This window comes from Coprococcus sp. ART55/1 (assembly GCF_000210595.1).
Lineage (GTDB): Bacteria > Bacillota > Clostridia > Lachnospirales > Lachnospiraceae > Coprococcus > Coprococcus aceti.
This window is the reverse complement of record NC_021018.1, coordinates 1,552,061-1,570,296: the sequence shown is the minus strand read 5'-3', so window position 1 is coordinate 1,570,296 and position 18,236 is coordinate 1,552,061. Positions and strand designations below refer to the sequence as shown.

The window sequence follows — 18,236 nt, the reverse complement described above, 5'->3', positions numbered from 1 at the left end:
ATGTTATAAAAATGTTCTTAAAGGCCTTCTTGAAGATTAGTCTCTCTGGAACAGATCTCTTGTGTATACCTTGTCTTTGATGTCATCGAGGCATGAATTGTACCTGTTGGCGATGACAGCGTCGGACATGGATTTGAATTTGTCTAGGTCATTTACAACTTTGCTTCCGAAGAATGTGGTTCCGTCTTCAAGGGTTGGCTCGTATACAACGACGGTTGCGCCCTTGGCTTTGATACGCTTCATGACACCCTGTATACTGCTCTGGCGGAAGTTGTCGGAGTTGCTCTTCATCGTCAGTCTGTATACACCTATGACACATTCCTTCTCCTGGGCTGCTGAGTAATCACCGTTATTGTTGTAGTCGTAGTAGCCTGCGATGGAGAGAACGCGGTCTGCGATGAAGTCCTTTCTCGTTCTGTTGCTCTCGACGATGGCGCTCATCATATTCTGAGGCACGTCGTTGTAGTTGGCAAGGAGCTGCTTTGTATCCTTTGGCAGACAGTATCCGCCGTATCCAAATGATGGGTTGTTGTAGTGTGTTCCGATTCTTGGGTCGAGACATACGCCGTTTATGATGTCCTGTGTGTTAAGTCCCTTCATCTCTGCGTATGTGTCAAGCTCGTTGAAGTAGGACACGCGGAGTGCGAGATAGGTATTTGCAAATAACTTTACAGCCTCAGCCTCGGTGAAGCCCATGAACAGAGTGTCGATATCTTCCTTGAGGGCGCCCTCCTGAAGCAGTGCGGCAAATGTATTGGATGCCTTAACTATCTTCTCGTCATTCTTGTCTGTGCTGACAATTATCCTTGATGGATAGAGGTTGTCGTACAGTGCCTTTGATTCACGAAGAAACTCTGGGCTGAAAATGATATTTGACGTGTTGTATTTCTTCCTTACGGACTCGGTGTATCCAACTGGTATAGTTGATTTGATGACCATGATGGCATCCGGGTTGACCTTGAGGACGAGCTCGATAACGGCCTCAACGGCTGATGTGTCGAAATAGTTCTTGTTGCTGTCGTAGTTTGTCGGGGCAGCAATGATTACGAAATCTGCATCCTTGTATGCTGATTTGCCATCGAGAGTTGCTGTGAGATCAAGCTCCTTCTCGGCGAGATATTTCTCAATATAGTCGTCCTGTATAGGGGATTTCTTGTTGTTGATGAGATCAACCTTTTCAGGGATGATGTCAACTGCCGTTACATGGTTGTGCTGTGCCAGCAGGGTCGCAATGGACAGACCAACGTAACCGGTTCCTGCCACTGCAATGTTCAGTGGGGATGGAGACTCGAGCTTGTGTGCGCCAGCATTGATGAACATTTCTGTGAGGTCGAAGTTCAAAACCTCTGACAAACTTTCGAGCTGCTCTATAGAAGGAACAAAATCCTTCTGCTCTATTCTGGAAATGAGTGCTCTGTTGATACCGGTTGCATCGGCGAGCTGAGCCTGGGTCATACCCTTTTCTTTTCTTCCGTTCATGACAGTGTCGGCGAGACGTGACTGTGATAATTTCTTCATGATCAAAATTCCTTTCTCTGATGAGTATTCTCTATTATTCTTAGAAGTATTATTCAAAACTAGCAATAAATGTTAATATTTATAACATTTACAATGCCATAATACATGTAAAAACGGCATAAATCAAGAGAAAAATGTATTTTAAACATAAAATTATACATAATTAATGTTAATTAAAATAACATGTATAAAACAACTGAAAATATAGTTTATTTCAACGCAACATCGAGTCTTATCGGATTGTGATCGCTGTTTTTAAAATCCAGATTTATGGTCTCTGTGGAGTTAATCTGCAAATTGCTCGATACTATGAATCCGTCGATGACATAATATTGGAAACTCTCGTGGTCGCTTCCTTCGTATGGTTTGTCCAGGGATCGGCATGTCGGAGCTGAGGAATCGGTGCTGCAGATGAAGGAATCTCCAAATTCAGATACATCTATGCTTCCTGGTGCCCACAGGTCAGCGGACTGCTGAGGGTATGCGGACAGATCCACATTTGAAAAAGTCTGGTTGAAGTCGCCTCCTGCGATAACGTAGTTCCCTGCTGCAGCCTCATTTTGGAGAATGTCGGCTAGCATCCTGGTCTGGGCGGCTTTGCCCTCGCCTGAGTCATAAGCCTCCAGGTGGAGATTTACTATGACGAGTTCGTGTTCACTTCCGGCAATCGGTATTCTGGACACGATCAGGCATCTTTTCAGGTTGCACAGTCTGATCGGGTAGGAAAATGGACATGGAAGCTGTATTCTTTCTGCATCCGATACTTCAAATGAGCAGAGAGTCATTATTCCTGATGTCACTCTGCCGATCGGTGGAAGTGGATATGGAACCATGAGTGTTTTGTAGTTGTAGGCGTATGAGCTTGTGTATGACGGCAGCTTTTCCCTCAAAATATCGGCTTCGTTTATCTTGTGGCTTCTGGATGATCGTTCATCAACCTCCTGGAGAAGAAAGATGTCAGCGGCAAGTGAATTCAGCTCTGATGTGATGGCCTCCATATTGTCGTTTACCTGCTTGGCTGTGGAAGTGTACACACTGTCTCCTCCGTCCATGAAAAAGTCAGCATTTGCACCGAGGGATCCGTAGCCGAGATTCCATGTCACGATGGATATGGAGTCGCCGACAGATGGTGAAAGCTTGGCTGAGCCGGTTGCATTTTTGCCAAATGTGCTTCCAGATGTGACCTCAAGGGATTCGGAATCGTCTGGTTTGTATTCTGTTATGGTGAGAACTCCTACAAATATTATGGCGGCCGCAAGGATCACGCCGAGGACGATACATGTTATTTTTAGAATTTTTTTTGCTATTATCATGTTGGATATTTCCTGTTCTATATTTGTTCAGCCCGTCCAAATGGTTAGTTGGACTGACATGTAAAGTATATCAGACGCGGTGTATGTAAACAATGTGTAAAATGACTGTCAGTTGCAACTGTGATATAATAATTAGTGGAACTTAACGTAATTACCGCAGGGGCGGGAGAATTGTTTTGGGAGTGGGTGATACATATGAAGAAATCTATTAGAATAACACATAGGTTGCGAAATTCAGATTATCCGATAGCAGAATATTTCGTGCCATATAAACCTGATGTCTTACAGAAAATTGTTAAAAGTAAATTGGTACGTGAAGAATTGGATATAGTGGCAAGTAAATATGGTAGTTTTGAAGAGTATGCGAAATCGAAATCATTAGAAGCGCTTGACTTAAATTTGGAATCAGTGGAGGATGAAGGTGCCTGGATAAATGATGAGTACAATTTAAGTGAAAATAATATGTGGGATTATCTGGCAGATGTGACACTTATTAATGATACGGTCATGCAGGATAATAGTGATAGCGTTGAAGCACTAAATATGGAAGCACTGCAGACATTTGCCAGCAGGATAAAATATGATTACAGGCGTATCGCAATCTCTATTATGATTTATACAGAGAGATATGTGCATGAAGACTACGTAGATTTTAGTGAAAATAAAAAAACTATATTGACAGATATATACAGATTGATAGATAGGGCGAGCAAATGTAAGGTGCATGATATAGGAGAAATAGATGATATACACGAGAAGTTCCTAACAAGTTATAATAAATTTACTGCTACGAGCTGGAATGAAAATTTAGAGTTTGTACTGGAAAGAGCGGATTCCATAATGAAAAGTATGGTCTCAGATATTGGACAGGAAGAGAAAATAGGCTACTATACAAAGACGCTTAATATTATAAAAAAAGAAATTTTGAAAAGTAGCGGAGAGAAAGTGACGTTAAAAAAGAGATATATTAGGTTTATTTCTAATATAGCCCATGCGTTTAACATCGAAACACATGATATGCCAAAAGATGACAGTGCTATTTTTGAAGCTTGTATTTGGAAAGATAAATTAACAGAAATATATAGACATTTTTTTATTTCTCTGTCTCAAATAAATACAAATGATGAATTAGTGTCAACGGGATCAAACAATTTTGAAAGTATGACAAAACAGTTTACGGAAGAGATTGCAAAAATAAAGTCAGCGTTGAAATTAAAAAAGGATTTTAATCTGGTTAATAAATATTCGGGTAAAAAACAAGGCTGTTATACAATATTTGTATTGCCAAATGGAGAAAAGTATTGGGCATTGAGTGGGACAGATTCGTGGGATAGAAACAAAAGATTGCAGATGGAGATGCTGGTAAAATACATATTTGATAACACGTTTGGATGGCATCATGTTACCAATATTTATACAAAAAATCATGGCATCAGATACTGTCCTATTAGGAAGAAAACTATGCGTTATACAGAGGTAATAGAGCCTGATAGTAACAGCAAGATAAAGTATGTGAGTAAAAAAGAGAAGCTGGGGGACGATCTGAAGACGAGAAGAATCGATAAAAGGAAAGATGATTATTTGAGAAAGATTGGACTTACATATGGATGCTGCGAAAGAAAGATCATGTCATATTTATCGGATTTTAATGGTATAACGATATATTCAAGATGGGCTCCATGTGAAAAGTGTATGCCGGCTATATTCGAGTTAGGGAAATATACATATTATGCATATGCAAAGAATTATATGGAATGGATAAATGGTGGAAAACCAATGAAGTTGGAAAAGTACACTGTCGAGAAATCGTATTTGGTTTCAATAGAATAAATGTAAAATTACTGAGGGGAATGTATGTTTGAACTTATTATAAAAGATATAATGGAGGTCGCGGGCTACCTTCCGATAGGCATTTTGTGCGGATGCATAGCAGTCGTGGTCTATCTCGTGTATACAGTGAGCCATGCGGGGAAAAAGGTTAGTGCCGGAGGACGTGTGAAGAAGTCAATAGTGTGGTTCCTGCTGGTGGTGTATCTGGCGGTGATGGCAGTTACTGTGTTCCTGTCCAGAGAGCCGGGCTCAAGGCAAGGCATTGACATGACGCTGTTTCAGACGTGGGGAGTGACGCCCCAGGAGCACGCATTTGTCATAGAAAATATATTGCTCTTTGTGCCGTTCGGCGTGCTTTTCCCGCTGGCGGTGGCTGGAAGTAAGAATGGCGATGGCAGGGCGGTAGACAGGTTGTCCAAATGTACTGTACTGTTTGGATTTCTGTGCAGTGTCTGCATAGAGACGGTTCAGCTTATAACGGAGCGCGGTTACTGCCAGCTCGATGATGTAGTTATGAATACCCTCGGAAGCCTTGCGGGATATATTATATTTTTAATTATAAAAAAGATGAAAAATATTAAAAAAATGGAGGAATAGATCATGCCATGTACAACAATATTGGTAGGAAAAAATGCGTCTTATGACGGTTCAACAATAATAGCGAGAAATGACGATTCGGGGGCCGGTTTGTACACGCCGAAGAAATATGTGGTTGTGAAGCCGGAGGAGCAGCCAAGAATATACAAGTCGGAGATATCCCATGTGGAGATTGAACTTCCGGATGATCCGATGCGTTACACCTGTGTTCCAAATGCGCTGGCGGGCGAAGGAATCTGGGCGGCAAGCGGAGTGAATTCTGCAAATGTGGCTATGACGGCGACGGAGACCATAACCTCAAATCCAAGAGTGCTCGGTGCGGATCCACTGGTGTGCTATGAGCCTGCGGAGGGAGATAAGCCTGAGAAGACTGGAGGTATCGGCGAGGAGGATATAGTCAGCATTACACTTCCATATATAAAGAGCGCAAGAGAGGGCGTGAAGAGACTTGGCAGCCTGCTTGAGCGATATGGAACCTATGAGATGAACGGAATTGCATTTCAGGATGTAGACGAGATCTGGTGGCTTGAGACCATCGGAGGACATCATTGGATCGCGAGAAAAGTTCCTGATGATGTGTATGTTGTCATGCCAAACCAGTTTGGTATGGACGAATTTGATATTGCAGACGCAATGGGAGCGCAGAGCGAGTTCATGTGCTCGGCAGATCTTCCAGCATTTATAGAGAAGTATCATCTGAACGTGGAGAATATGGAGGACACGATCTGTCCACGGGATATATTCGGCAGCCACGACGATGCGGATCACGTGTACAACACCCCGAGGGCATGGTTCATGGAGCGGACGCTCAACCCGAATTCGGCAGTCTGGGACGGACCGGATGCGGACTTTACGCCGGTTTCGGATGACATTCCATGGTGCATGATACCAGAGAAGAAGATAACCATGGAGGATGTGAAGTATGTGCTTTCTTCGCATTATCAGGGAACTCCGTATGATCCGTACGGCAATTACGGCGACAATAAGATGCGCGGGGCATATAGATCGATAGGTGTGAACAGGACGGATTTCATGTCGGCGATCCAGATGAGACCATATGTTGGAGAGGATAACTGCGCTGTACAGTGGATAGCATTTGCATCGAATGCATTCAATGTCATGGTTCCTTTCTATGCAAATGTAGACACGACTCCTGAGTATCTGGCAAATACAGGGGCGGATGCTTCCACGGACAACTTCTACTGGACCAGCCGTATGATCGCAGCGATGGCGGACGCATCTTATGCGAAGTCGGTGTTCCATATCGAAAGGTACGAGGAGAAAGTCATGTCCAAGGCACATGAGATAATATACAGATATGATGATATTATGAATGAACAGCCATTGGGCGAGAAACTCCGCCAGCAGGCCAACCAGGAGACCACAGACATGGTGAGACGTGAGGCAAATGCAACCCTTGGCAGGGTCCTCTATGAACTCAGCAATCAGATGAAGAACTCGTATTCAAGATCTGATGCGTAGTAGGCAATGAGTGGCCGCTTACAGGTTATGATTATCCCTGTATTTACCCGGAGTCACGCCGTATTTCTTCTTAAACATCCTGTTGAAGTAGGACAGGTTGAAGAAGCCGCAGTTCTCCGCGATGGAGAGTATGCTCTCGTCATTGGAGGAGAGAAGTCTTGCGGCAACATTCAGCCTGAAGTCGTTCAGATATGATACAAATGACACCCCCATGGTGTTCTTGAAAAATCGCATAAAATGGGATTCAGAGAATCCACAGTAGGAGGCTATATCCGTTATGGATATGGCCTCTTTGTAATTTTCGTCTATGTAGGAGAGGATGAGTTTTGTTCTCTCCAGATCCCTGGTTCGGTTCTTCCTGTCTGCCTCATCCCTTGCGGTGGAGTTGGCATAGAGAATGTAGAAGAATTCAAAATAGCATCCCTTAAGTGCAAGGTGGTATCCCTTTGGCGTCTCTGAGCAGAGCTTGTCTACCCTGTTAAGACATGCGGAAAGAGACGGATATAATGGATCGTCCCTGTCATAAATACTCTTGATATCCACGTCGCCCGCCAGCAGAGGCAGGAAAAACTCGCTGTCCAGTGAGTCGTGATTTCTGGATCTGAACATGTCGACGGAGAAAAGAATATTCTCATATTCCATTGAATAGCCTTCGTGCTGGGAGATTCCGTGAATGTGTCCTGGCAGGATAATGACTATGTCACCCTCCTCAACATAGTGAGTTGTGAAGTCCACAGTCACATTTCCCTTGCCTTTTTTGATATAGATAATCTCCATAAATTCATGCCAGTGCAGAGACACAGAATTGAAGTCAAGTGGTATGGAGCACAGGTAAGTATTGTACGGAAACATTGGGTCCGCATGGGTCTTATTCTCCAGAAGATTTTCGTATTCAAGACTGTTCATATAACCATGTGCCTCCTTTTTGTTCATAAATTCGACGATTTTTTACATCTTTTACATATTGTACATCATCAAGATGATAGAATTGTACAATTAATTGCTTATATAATGCAAGCATAAAAGGGAAAATGCTAATAAAATACAAGCCATAACAGGAACTGTTCAGGAGGTATCATATATGAGTAAAGCGTTGGAGCGTGGCGCAGGAATACTCCTGCCGATAAGCAGCCTCCCATCACCATATGGAATTGGAACTATGGGAAGAGATGCTTATGATTTTGTTGATATGTTGAAAAGAGCAGGGCAGAAGTACTGGCAGGTGCTTCCGATAGGACCAACAAGCTTCGGTGACAGTCCTTATCAGTCGTTTTCAGCATTTGCGGGCAATCCGTATTTTATCGATCTGGATACATTGATAGCTGAAGGGCTTATCAAGAAAGAGGAGGTAGAATCCTACAAATGGGCTGACAGTGATGACGAGATCGACTACGCCAGAATATACAGACAGAGATTTGAAGTTCTCAGAAAAGCATTTGGCAGATCAGAGCACAAAGACAGCAGGGATTACGTAGATTTCATAGAGGAAAATGAACAGTGGATAGATGACTATGCGCTGTATATGGCGATCAAGGCTGATCATAACAATAGAGAATGGCTTGCGTGGGAACCGGCGATCAAGAAGAGAAAGCCGGAGGCTATGGCAGCTTACAGAGAAAAGCTTGGTGAAGACGTGGAATTCTACAAATTCCTTCAGTTCAAGTTCTACGAGCAGTGGATGCCATTAAAAGAGTATGCCAACAGAAACGGCATAAGCATCATTGGAGATATTCCAATCTATGTGGCACTGGACAGTGCTGATGTGTGGGCGAACACGGATCAGTTCCAGCTTTCTGGAAGTCTGGCACCGTCAGTTGTGGCAGGGTGCCCGCCGGACATGTTCTCAAGCTACGGACAGAAGTGGGGTAACCCGATCTATGACTGGGATGTCATGGAGAAGGATGATTTCGCGTGGTGGAAGAAGAGAATTGCTGCATCTGCAAAACTCTACGACGTGATCCGTATAGATCACTTTATCGGGATAGTCAGATACTACAGCATCCCGGCAAATGGCGAGCCGAAGGATGGCTACTACAGACAGGGACCGGGAAAGAAACTCATCGATGCTATAGACAGTGCCATAGGTTCATCCAAGGTTATAGCAGAGGACCTCGGCGTGGTCGTGCCAGAGGTTCAGAAACTTGTAAAGGAATCCGGTTATCCGGGTATGAAGGTGTTGGAATTTGCATTTGACGGCAATACGGCAAATGAATATCTGCCGCACAATCACGCAAAGAACTACGTAGCGTATATCGGAACCCACGACAATGATATGCTGAAAAGTTATATCAGCGGACAGAGTGAGGAGCTTCAGGAATATATGATGAAGTACCTCATGGCGAACAGCCTGGATGATGTGGCAGAGAAGATGATACATGCACTTTACATGAGCTCAGCGGACACGGTCATACTTCAGATGCAGGATATTCTGGGCAAGGACAACAGTGCCAGAATGAACTATCCATCAACGCTTGGCGGCAACTGGAAGTGGAGGCTTACCAAGGGCGCAACATGGGAATTTACACAGGAACATATAGATAAATTAAGGGATCTCACCAGACTGTATGGAAGAAACAGGGTGAAGACGTATATTTGTAAGGAGGATATTATGTTAAAGGACATTTGCATGAAGAAATACAACAAGGAGATCAAGGACTGCACAAACGAGGAGATCTACTTCGCACTCCTTGATATGACAAAGAAGCTCGCAGACGGAAAGGTTTCAGAGGAGGGACAGAAGAAGGTTTATTACATCTCAGCAGAGTTCCTCATAGGAAAGCTTCTCTCGAACAATCTCATCAACCTTGGTGTATTTGACGAGGTTAAACAGGTGCTTGCTGAGAATGGCAAGAGCATCTATGACATAGAGGAGGTTGAGCCGGAACCATCACTTGGAAATGGCGGTCTTGGAAGACTTGCAGCATGCTTCCTTGACTCCATGGCAACCCTCGGACTTCACGGAGATGGAATTGGACTTAACTACCACATGGGTCTGTTCAAGCAGGTATTTGAGAACAACTACCAGAAGGAGACTGCAAATCCTTGGATTGAGGCAGACAGCTGGCTCGAGAAGACAGACGTTACCAACACGATCACATTTGGCAACCTGAAAGTCCAGTCAAGAATGTACGATATAGATGTAACCGGATACGAGAACAGAACAAATAAGCTCCACCTCTTCGATATCGAGAGCGTTGACGAGTCCATCATGGAGCCGGGCGGAATTAACTTCGACAAGACAGACATTGCAAAGAACCTGACACTCTGCCTGTACCCGGACGACAGCGATGAGGCTGGAAATCTTCTCCGTATCTACCAGCAGTATTTCATGGTGGCAAATGGTGCAAAGCTCATTCTTGATGAGGCTAAGGCAAAGGGTTCAAATCTTCACGATCTGGCTGATTATGCAGCAGTTCAGATCAATGATACACATCCTTCAATGGTGATCCCTGAGTTCATCAGACTTCTTACCGCTGAGGGAATATCATTTGACGAGGCTACAGAGATCGTGACAGAGGTGTGCGCATACACCAACCACACTATCCTTGCAGAGGCTCTTGAGAAGTGGCCGCTTGCTTACCTTGAGAAGGTTGTTCCACAGCTTGTTCCTATCATCAAGAAGCTGGACGAGAAGGTTCGTAACAGATACAAGGATGAAAGCGTATATATCATCGACAAGGATCAGAGAGTGCACATGGCACACATTGATATACACTATAGCCACAGTGTAAACGGTGTTGCATACCTTCACACAGAGATCCTCAAGGATTCTGAGTTGAACAACTTCTACAAGATCTATCCTGAGAAGTTCAACAACAAGACAAATGGTATCACATTCAGAAGATGGCTTCTCCACTGTAACGAGCAGCTTGCAGCTTATATCACAGAGCTTATCGGTGACGGCTACAAGAAGGATGCAGAGAAACTGAGTGACCTCGCTAAGTTCTATGATGATGATGCAGTCCTTGGCAGGATCATGGATATCAAGAAGCAGAACAAGGTCGTTCTCAAGGATTACCTTAAGGAGACACAGAACATTGACATAGATGAGAATTCTATCTTTGATATACAGGTTAAGAGACTTCATGAGTACAAGCGTCAGCAGATGAACGCACTCTGGGTTATCCACAAGTACTTCGATATCAAGGCAGGAAATCTTCCAAAGACTCCTGTGACTGTAATATTTGGTGCAAAGGCAGCTCCTGCATACACCATCGCAAAGGATATCATTCATCTCATCCTCTGCCTGCAGCAGCTCATCGATAATGACCCAGAGGTAAGCCCATACCTCAAGGTTGTCATGATCGAGAACTACAATGTGTCAAAGGCAGCAAAGATCATACCTGCATGTGACATTTCAGAGCAGATCTCACTTGCATCAAAGGAGGCATCAGGTACCGGAAACATGAAGTTCATGCTGAACGGCGCGCTTACACTCGGAACAAGAGATGGTGCAAATGTTGAGATTGGAGAGCTTGTCGGCGAGGATAACATTTACTTCTTCGGCGAGTCAAGCGAGGCAGTCATCGACCACTATGCAAAGGCTGATTATGTGTCAAAGGATTACTACGAGCAGCCTGAGATCAAGAAGCTTGTTGATTTCATCGTGAGCGATGAGCTCCTTGAGATCGGACAGAAGGAAAGCCTTGAGAGACTTCACAACGAACTTATCGTAAAGGATTGGTTTATGACACTCCTGGATGTTGAAGATTATATCAAGACCAAGGAAGGCGTACTTGCAGATTACGAAGATCGCAAGACTTGGGCAAAGAAGGCACTTGTCAACATCAGCAAGGCTGGATTCTTCTCATCAGACAGAACCATCGCTGAGTACAACAAGGACATTTGGAGATTATAATATAAAACTTAGTTTATTTCACAGCAGGGGACGGAGGGGTCAGGCACCTCCGTCCCCTTTTGATTTAGGTTTTGGTGGCGAACAGGAAGTAAGTCGGTTATAATTAAATATACTAAAGTTGTAATGTGATGCGAAAACAGTTCACATCAAGAAAAAGGAAGGCGGTGGAGAGATGTATAGAATACTGATCGTTGATGACGAGAGAATAGAGAGAAACGGGATAAGATTCCTCCTGAAAAAGCTGAATATGGAATTTGATATCGACGAGGCGGTAAACGGTCTTGATGCATTGGAGAAGATGCGTCAGGAGAATTATGATATCCTCCTCACCGATGTGAAGATGCCTTTCATGGACGGTATAGAACTCATTGACAATGTGGTAAATGAGAAGAAGAAAATGAGATGTGTGATATTCAGCGGCTGCAATGAATTTGACTATGCAAAGAGAGCAATAAGGCTGGGAGTTGTGGATTATATATTGAAACCGGTCGACCCGAAGGAGTTTAAGGAGACGTTGGAGAAGGTTGTGGATGAGCTAGAGGCGGCTAAAGCCTCGGATGAGCTCAAGAGCAAGAGCATGGAATTCCTTTATGAGCATGCGCTATATATGCTTGTAAATGGCGAAGATATAGAGAGCATACGCAGAGAGTACAACGGTCTGAACCTGAATTTCGCCAGATTTAAGAGAATTCTGCTGGTTGAATTTAATCACGATTTCTTTGGAAGACGAGATGTAGATTTCAAGAAAAATGAGAAGATAATGGCACTTGGAATACAGAGATACCTCAATCTGAATCAACAGCAGGAACTTATTTTTCTGGGCGATGAAACAGATGCGGTTTACACGGCCCAGGAGCTTGCCAGGATAATTAAAAGTGATTACGATGAGGAATGTTTTATAGCAGTTTCATCGGATATAGAGAACCCTGAGGACATGAAACAGAAGGTCGATGAGCTTGATGAGCTTATGGACAATAAGTTTTATCATCCGGAGATAAAGGTGTTCTACCCAAATATGGAGAGCGATTCGTCAGGAATGATCCAGTTTGATGATGACACTCTCATGAAACAGATGAAACAGGACATCAAGATGAAGGATGTGGAGGCACTCAGGGAACATTTTGACAAATTCTGTGAAAAGTACAGGCACAAGAATGAGTGCTCACAGATATATATAAAGTTTCTCTACTCAAATCTTTTGAAGGACATATACGGCAGTATAGATGGGACCGGTGAGGCGGATCTTAACAAGGATGTTGAAAAGATGTATATGACGACGGATTTTCAGAGCCTTACAGGTCTCGTTGAGGTTGCGATAGACAGACTGGCGGCCTGCTTTGAGGACAAGAGTCAGACCGGACATAAGGAAGTGGAGATAGTAAAGCAGTATATTTACAGGAATTACGGGAGCGAGCTAGGCATAGATATGCTTGCGGATATGGTATATCTTGCCCCAAGTTATCTCAGCACAGTGTTTAAGAAAGAGACGGGACAGAACCTGAGCAAATTTATCAAGTCATACAGAATGGAGCGGGCAAGGGATATGCTTGAGAATAGTATGGCGAAGATTGTAGATATAGGTGCGATGTGTGGTTATCAGAATGTATCCTACTTTTGCTCGAGTTTCAGGGAGTTTTATGGAGTGAGCCCTCAGAAATTCAGGGAGAGCGGTGTTGCAGGCGGTGAGTAGACATACAGCAGACTTGGAAAAGGACGATTGCAGAACTCGTTAAGCAGGGGGATCGTAGATGAACAAAGGTGGAGTCAAGAAGAGATTTCGTGATATGAAGCTGACTGGCAAAATGGTTGTTATTTATCTGCTGGCCGGACTTGTGCCTGTTATGATAATACTGGGTATAACATATATGGAGATGAAAAAGATTCTGTGGGCCCGGGAGACAACAATCTTGGAATCTTATGTCAGCCAGACCACGGATTCCATGGACAATGAATTGGAGATATATAACAACCTCTCTAAATATATATCGTATAACCAGTCGATTGCAAAGATACTGAGCGCAGATCAATCGGCATATCAGAATTATGAGCAGTTCAGTACGGTGATCGATCCCCTGCTGGCATCGATCATGTATTTCCATGAGGATGTAAATCAGGTCACGATATATACTGACGCCAGTGATGTGAAACATGGGTCAACAGTTGCACCGTTAAAAGATCTGGCGGATGGAACGCATGCATATGATGATCTGGATAACAATATACACTGGCATATTGATCTGGAAAGCCGAACTGCATTTTCAGTCAGCCGGATGGCTATGCTGGAGCAGAAAGGTGCCAAGGGCGTTTTGTATGTAGGCGTGGATTATGACAGTGTATTTCAACCGTTTTATACAGAGACAATGTTTGATAATTATGGGCTTATCATAGAGGATGAGTATGGACATATGATATTCAACAAGAACACATTTGCCGATGAGCAGTCAGCATATGAATTGGATGTGGATAAATTCGATGTTCTGAGAGATGTGGATAATTCAGGGTATCAGTTTATAGATAAGACATCCAAGGCGACCGGCTGGAACATATGTGTATACAAGCCGAACAAACTTATAATCTCATCGGTTCGACCGATACTTATAATAGCGGTGGTGGCACTTCTGGTAAGTATGCTTGCAGGTATATTATGTATACATATGGTATCAGAATTTATAACGAAGCGAATCAAAAATCTTCAGAAGACTATGAAGGCCACCGAGACAGGAAATCTGGGCATGGTTATAGAAAATGACAGTACAGATGAGATTGGTGATCTTATAAATGGCTATAACAGCATGAGTAAGCGCCTTGATGAGACTGTCAATGAGGTATATCAGAGCAAGATCAAGGAAAAAGAATACGAGATGAGGGCACTTCAGGCCCAGATCAATCCGCATTTCCTGTACAATTCTCTGTCTATGATCAATTGGAAAGCCCTTGAGGCGGAGCAGGATGATATAAGCCGGATCACCCTGTCTCTCTCCACATTCTACAGGACAGCCCTGAACAAAGGAAAAAACATCCTGCTTGTCAAAGATGAGATAGCAAATATCAAGTCGTATCTTGATATCCAGCTTGCCATGCATGACAACAGCTTTGATGTGGTGTACGACATAGATGACAGTATCTTAAAATACGAAACATTGAATCTGATACTCCAGCCGCTGCTTGAAAACGCGATAGGGCATGGAATTGACGTCAAGACTGACGGCAGAGGAGAGATACGCATAGAGGGAAAGGAGAATGGAGATTTCATTGACTTTACCGTATCTGACAACGGTATCGGAATGACAAAGACCCAGGCCGCCCTGATCCTGTCGAAGTCGTCCAATGGCTACGGTGTGTCAAATGTAAACGAGAGGATCAAGCTATATTATGGAGAGAAGTACGCGGTGAAGATCGAAAGCACCCCGGGAGCCGGCACGAAAGTAATGCTCCACTTCCCAAAGAGAGTAGAAAACTAGAAAATTATACAAAAATTATACCTTTTCATAGAAATTCCACGAAAAGGCGAGAATACGAAGAGAGGATGTACCTTTTGAAGCTTATTAAAGCTCAAAAGGTACATTTTTTTATACTTTTGTGGACATAATAACAATGCATAACGGCGGATATCCGCGGCACACTCCGGAGTGGCGCCCGCCCATCAAAAAAACAACATATCTAAAAAATCCAACATGATTCTAAAATCATTGATATATACGGATTGGAAACGTTTTCTTATAATAATGACATAAGGTAAAGGTACTGCAAGGTGTTAAAAACATTCAATCAAAACTATATTTTTAAGGAGGAACGGTTATGAGAGTTAAGAGATTTGCAGCAGTTGCACTTGCGGGTGTAATGGGAATGTCAATGCTGGCAGGATGTGGAGATTCAGGAAAGGATGAGTCAACAACAGCAGCAAAGAGTGATGCAACAGAGGCTACAGATGCAACAGAGGCAGCTTCAGAGGAAGAGGCAATCAAGACAACACTTACAGTCTGGGGACCAGCTGAGGATCAGTCACCTGATTACGGCGAGTGGTTACAGACAACATGTGAGGCATTCAAGAAAGAGCATCCAAACTGGGATATCACATTTGAGTATGGTACATGTAGTGAGGGTGATGCTGGAAAGACTGTAACACAGGATGTTTCAGCGTCAGCAGATGTATACATGTTCGCAAATGACCAGTTACAGACTCTGATCGATGCAGGTGCTATTTCGGAGCTCGGCGGAAGCACAGCAGATTATGTTAAGTCAACAAATTCACAGGCGATCGTAGATTCTATCACAGTTGATGGAGGTATCTATGGTGTGCCATTTACAACAAATACATGGTTTATGTACTACAACAAGAAGACATTTACAGAGGATGATGTAAAGAGCCTTGACACAATGCTTGAGAAGGGTAAGGTTTCATTCCCACTCTCAAACTCATGGTACATCGCAGCATTCTACCTTGCAAATGGCGGAACATTATTCGGTGATGGTACAGACAATGATGCAGGAATCAACTTCGGTGGTGACAACGGCAAGGCTGTTACAGACTACCTGGTAGATCTTGTAAACAACAAGAACTTTGTAAACGATGAGTCAGGTGTTGGTATCTCAGGTATGACAGATGGTTCAATATCAGCAATGTTCTCAGGCTCATGGGACTACGCAGCATTACACGATGCACTTGGAGATGATCTCGGAATCGCAGTTATGCCAACAGCCAAGATCGGCGGTGCGGACAAGCAGCTCCTCTCATTTGCAGGATCAAAGGCAATCGCTGTAAATCCTAACTGTGAGTATCCACAGGTTGCAGTTGCACTTGCACTCTACCTTGGAAATGAGGCATCACAGGAGTCACACTACACAGCAAGAAACATCGTTCCATGTAACACAAGCCTTCTTGAGAGCGATGCAGTTAAGGGCGATGCACTTGTAACAGCTCAGAATGCAACATTCGATACAACAGCATTCATCCAGCCATTTGTTCCTAAGATGAGCAACTACTGGACACCAGCAGAAAACTTTGGTAAGTCTCTCGTAAATGGTGAGGTTACACACGACAACGCAGCAGATATGACAGAGTCATTCAACACATCACTTAACACTGATGTAGCACAGTAAAAATACTAGTTATATATTTCAAAAACAGGTGCTCCATTCATCTACAGGTGATGGGGCACTTGTAATAAGAAGAGATAATAATTTACTTTGAGACGGAGGTGTTAGGATGGCTCAGGCTATAACAAATAAAAAAAGCAAAATAAAGAAAATACGAAGATCTGATTACCCATATACCGTTGCACAGGCAGCGGCAAATGGAGACATAGCTACCAGAATTTCATTTCTGATCTTGGGGTTTGGAAGCATAGTCAGAAAACAGTTTGTAAAGGGATTTTCGTACCTGGTACTTGAGGTACTGTTTATATGGTTTATGATAAAGCATGGAGCATCACTACTGGTGGATATCTTCCATCTGGGTGGTCAGGAACAGCAGAAGGTCTGGAATGATGCAAAGGGTGTATTTGAATATACCCAGGGTGACAACTCTCTGCTCATGCTCCTGTACGGTGTGGCAACACTGTTTATAATTTTCGCATTCATCTGCCTTTGGGTAGTAAGTATAGAGAGCGCATACAAAGCGTATTGCCTGTGGGATACAGGCAAAAAGGTTCCAAAGTTCAAGGACGATGTGAAGAGTCTGTTTGACAGCAATCTTCATGCATTCCTTCTTCCACTTCCTGTACTTGGAGTCGTTGTATTTACGATATTGCCATTGGTTTTCATGATATTTATGGCATTTACAAATTACAGCAAGCTTGATTCACATACAGTTATATTCAACTGGGTTGGACTGAAGAATTTTGCAAAGATATTGAACTTTAGTGATGCAATAGGAAGTACATTCTGGTCAGTGCTTGGCTGGACACTTGTTTGGGCTGTGGCAGCCACATTCAGTAACTACTTCCTTGGAATGATACTCGCAATGGTGATCAACAGAAGGGGAACCAGGGCAAAAGGTATGTGGAGAGCAATCTTCATGCTCTCAGCAGCGGTTCCACAGTTCGTATCACTTCTTCTGATGAGAACGATCTTCAGTCAGAATGGTATCGTCAATACATTACTTATAAATAACGGAATAATCGACAATGCTATTCCATTCTGGAGCAATGCAACACTTGCCAGAGTCATGGTAATTGTCATCAATATCTGGATAGGAATTCCATTCACCGTCATGCAGGTCACAGGAATCCTCCAGAGCATACCGGAGGAGATATACGAGGCTGCGAGAGTTGATGGCGCGGGTCCGGTAAAGATCTTCTTCAAGATCACTCTTCCATATATGTTGTTTGTCACAGCACCATATCTGATAACAACATTTGCGGGAAATATCAACAACTTCAACGTTATCTACCTTCTGTCAAATGGAGCGCCTACTCCGGTTGGAAAAACTGCCGGAAAGACAGATCTTCTTGTCACATGGCTCTATAAGCTGACGGTTGATAATCAGTACTACAACTTAGGTGCTGTTATAGGTATCATGACATTCATAGTTCTCGCTGTTGTGTCACTGGTAACTTACCACAACACCGCATCATATAAAGATGAGGAGGGATTTCAGTAATGGCTAAATCAAATAATAATGAGATTAAAGCAAGAAG

General features: G+C 43.3%; 11 protein-coding genes and 1 pseudogene. 9 read left to right on the top strand and 3 right to left on the bottom strand.

The window, feature by feature from the left end:
* Positions 1-36 precede the first annotated feature (36 nt).
* Together CCU_RS07200 and CCU_RS07195 are read right to left on the bottom strand one after the other, a co-directional pair.
* Positions 37-1,518 (bottom strand): nucleotide sugar dehydrogenase, encoded by a 1,482-nt coding sequence (locus CCU_RS07200; protein WP_015534118.1) that lies wholly within the window; start codon positions 1,516-1,518, stop codon positions 37-39.
* Positions 1,519-1,727: 209 nt separating this feature from the next.
* The gene (locus CCU_RS07195; RefSeq protein ID WP_015534117.1) at positions 1,728-2,831 is read right to left on the bottom strand and encodes an endonuclease/exonuclease/phosphatase family protein; all 1,104 of its coding nucleotides are present in this window, start codon (positions 2,829-2,831) and stop codon (positions 1,728-1,730) included.
* 195 nt (positions 2,832-3,026) lie between these two features.
* On the opposite strand from CCU_RS07195, the gene CCU_RS07190 reads away from it, so the two are divergent.
* The 3 genes from CCU_RS07190 to CCU_RS07180 are packed head-to-tail and all read left to right on the top strand — an operon-like array spanning position 3,027 to position 6,740.
* Positions 3,027-4,661: a hypothetical protein gene (locus CCU_RS07190; protein WP_015534116.1), complete on the top strand. Its 1,635-nt coding sequence runs from the start codon at positions 3,027-3,029 to the stop codon at positions 4,659-4,661.
* 24 nt (positions 4,662-4,685) lie between these two features.
* Positions 4,686-5,258, top strand: coding sequence for a VanZ family protein (locus tag CCU_RS07185; RefSeq protein WP_015534115.1), 573 nt, complete (start codon positions 4,686-4,688; stop codon positions 5,256-5,258).
* Between the two features lie 3 nt (positions 5,259-5,261).
* Complete coding sequence (locus CCU_RS07180) at positions 5,262-6,740, top strand: C69 family dipeptidase (RefSeq protein WP_015534114.1); 1,479 nt, start codon at positions 5,262-5,264, stop codon at positions 6,738-6,740.
* Between the two features lie 18 nt (positions 6,741-6,758).
* Here CCU_RS07180 and CCU_RS07175 read toward each other — a convergent pair whose 3' ends face one another.
* Positions 6,759-7,646 (bottom strand): AraC family transcriptional regulator, encoded by an 888-nt coding sequence (locus CCU_RS07175; RefSeq protein WP_015534113.1) that lies wholly within the window; start codon positions 7,644-7,646, stop codon positions 6,759-6,761.
* A 175-nt stretch (positions 7,647-7,821) separates the two neighbouring features.
* Here CCU_RS07175 and malQ point away from each other — a divergent pair.
* From malQ to CCU_RS07150, 6 genes and pseudogenes are all read left to right on the top strand, one after another.
* Positions 7,822-9,300 (top strand): annotated as a pseudogene (gene malQ, locus CCU_RS14745) (4-alpha-glucanotransferase); the annotation flags it as partial.
* A gap of 48 nt (positions 9,301-9,348) precedes the next feature.
* Positions 9,349-11,598, top strand: coding sequence for a glycogen/starch/alpha-glucan phosphorylase (locus tag CCU_RS14740; RefSeq protein ID WP_243440925.1), 2,250 nt, complete (start codon positions 9,349-9,351; stop codon positions 11,596-11,598).
* A 172-nt stretch (positions 11,599-11,770) separates the two neighbouring features.
* Positions 11,771-13,288 carry a response regulator transcription factor gene (locus tag CCU_RS07165; RefSeq protein WP_015534111.1) on the top strand — a complete coding sequence of 506 codons (1,518 nt, stop codon included), beginning with the start codon at positions 11,771-11,773 and terminating at the stop codon, positions 13,286-13,288.
* Between the two features lie 58 nt (positions 13,289-13,346).
* A complete protein-coding gene (locus CCU_RS07160; protein ID WP_015534110.1) occupies positions 13,347-15,059 on the top strand; it encodes a sensor histidine kinase in 1,713 nt (570 codons plus the stop codon).
* A gap of 337 nt (positions 15,060-15,396) precedes the next feature.
* Positions 15,397-16,698, top strand: a complete 1,302-nt coding sequence (locus tag CCU_RS07155; protein ID WP_015534109.1) for an extracellular solute-binding protein — start codon at positions 15,397-15,399, stop codon at positions 16,696-16,698.
* A 106-nt stretch (positions 16,699-16,804) separates the two neighbouring features.
* Complete coding sequence (locus CCU_RS07150; RefSeq protein ID WP_015534108.1) at positions 16,805-18,199, top strand: carbohydrate ABC transporter permease; 1,395 nt, start codon at positions 16,805-16,807, stop codon at positions 18,197-18,199.
* Positions 18,200-18,236 lie beyond the last annotated feature (37 nt).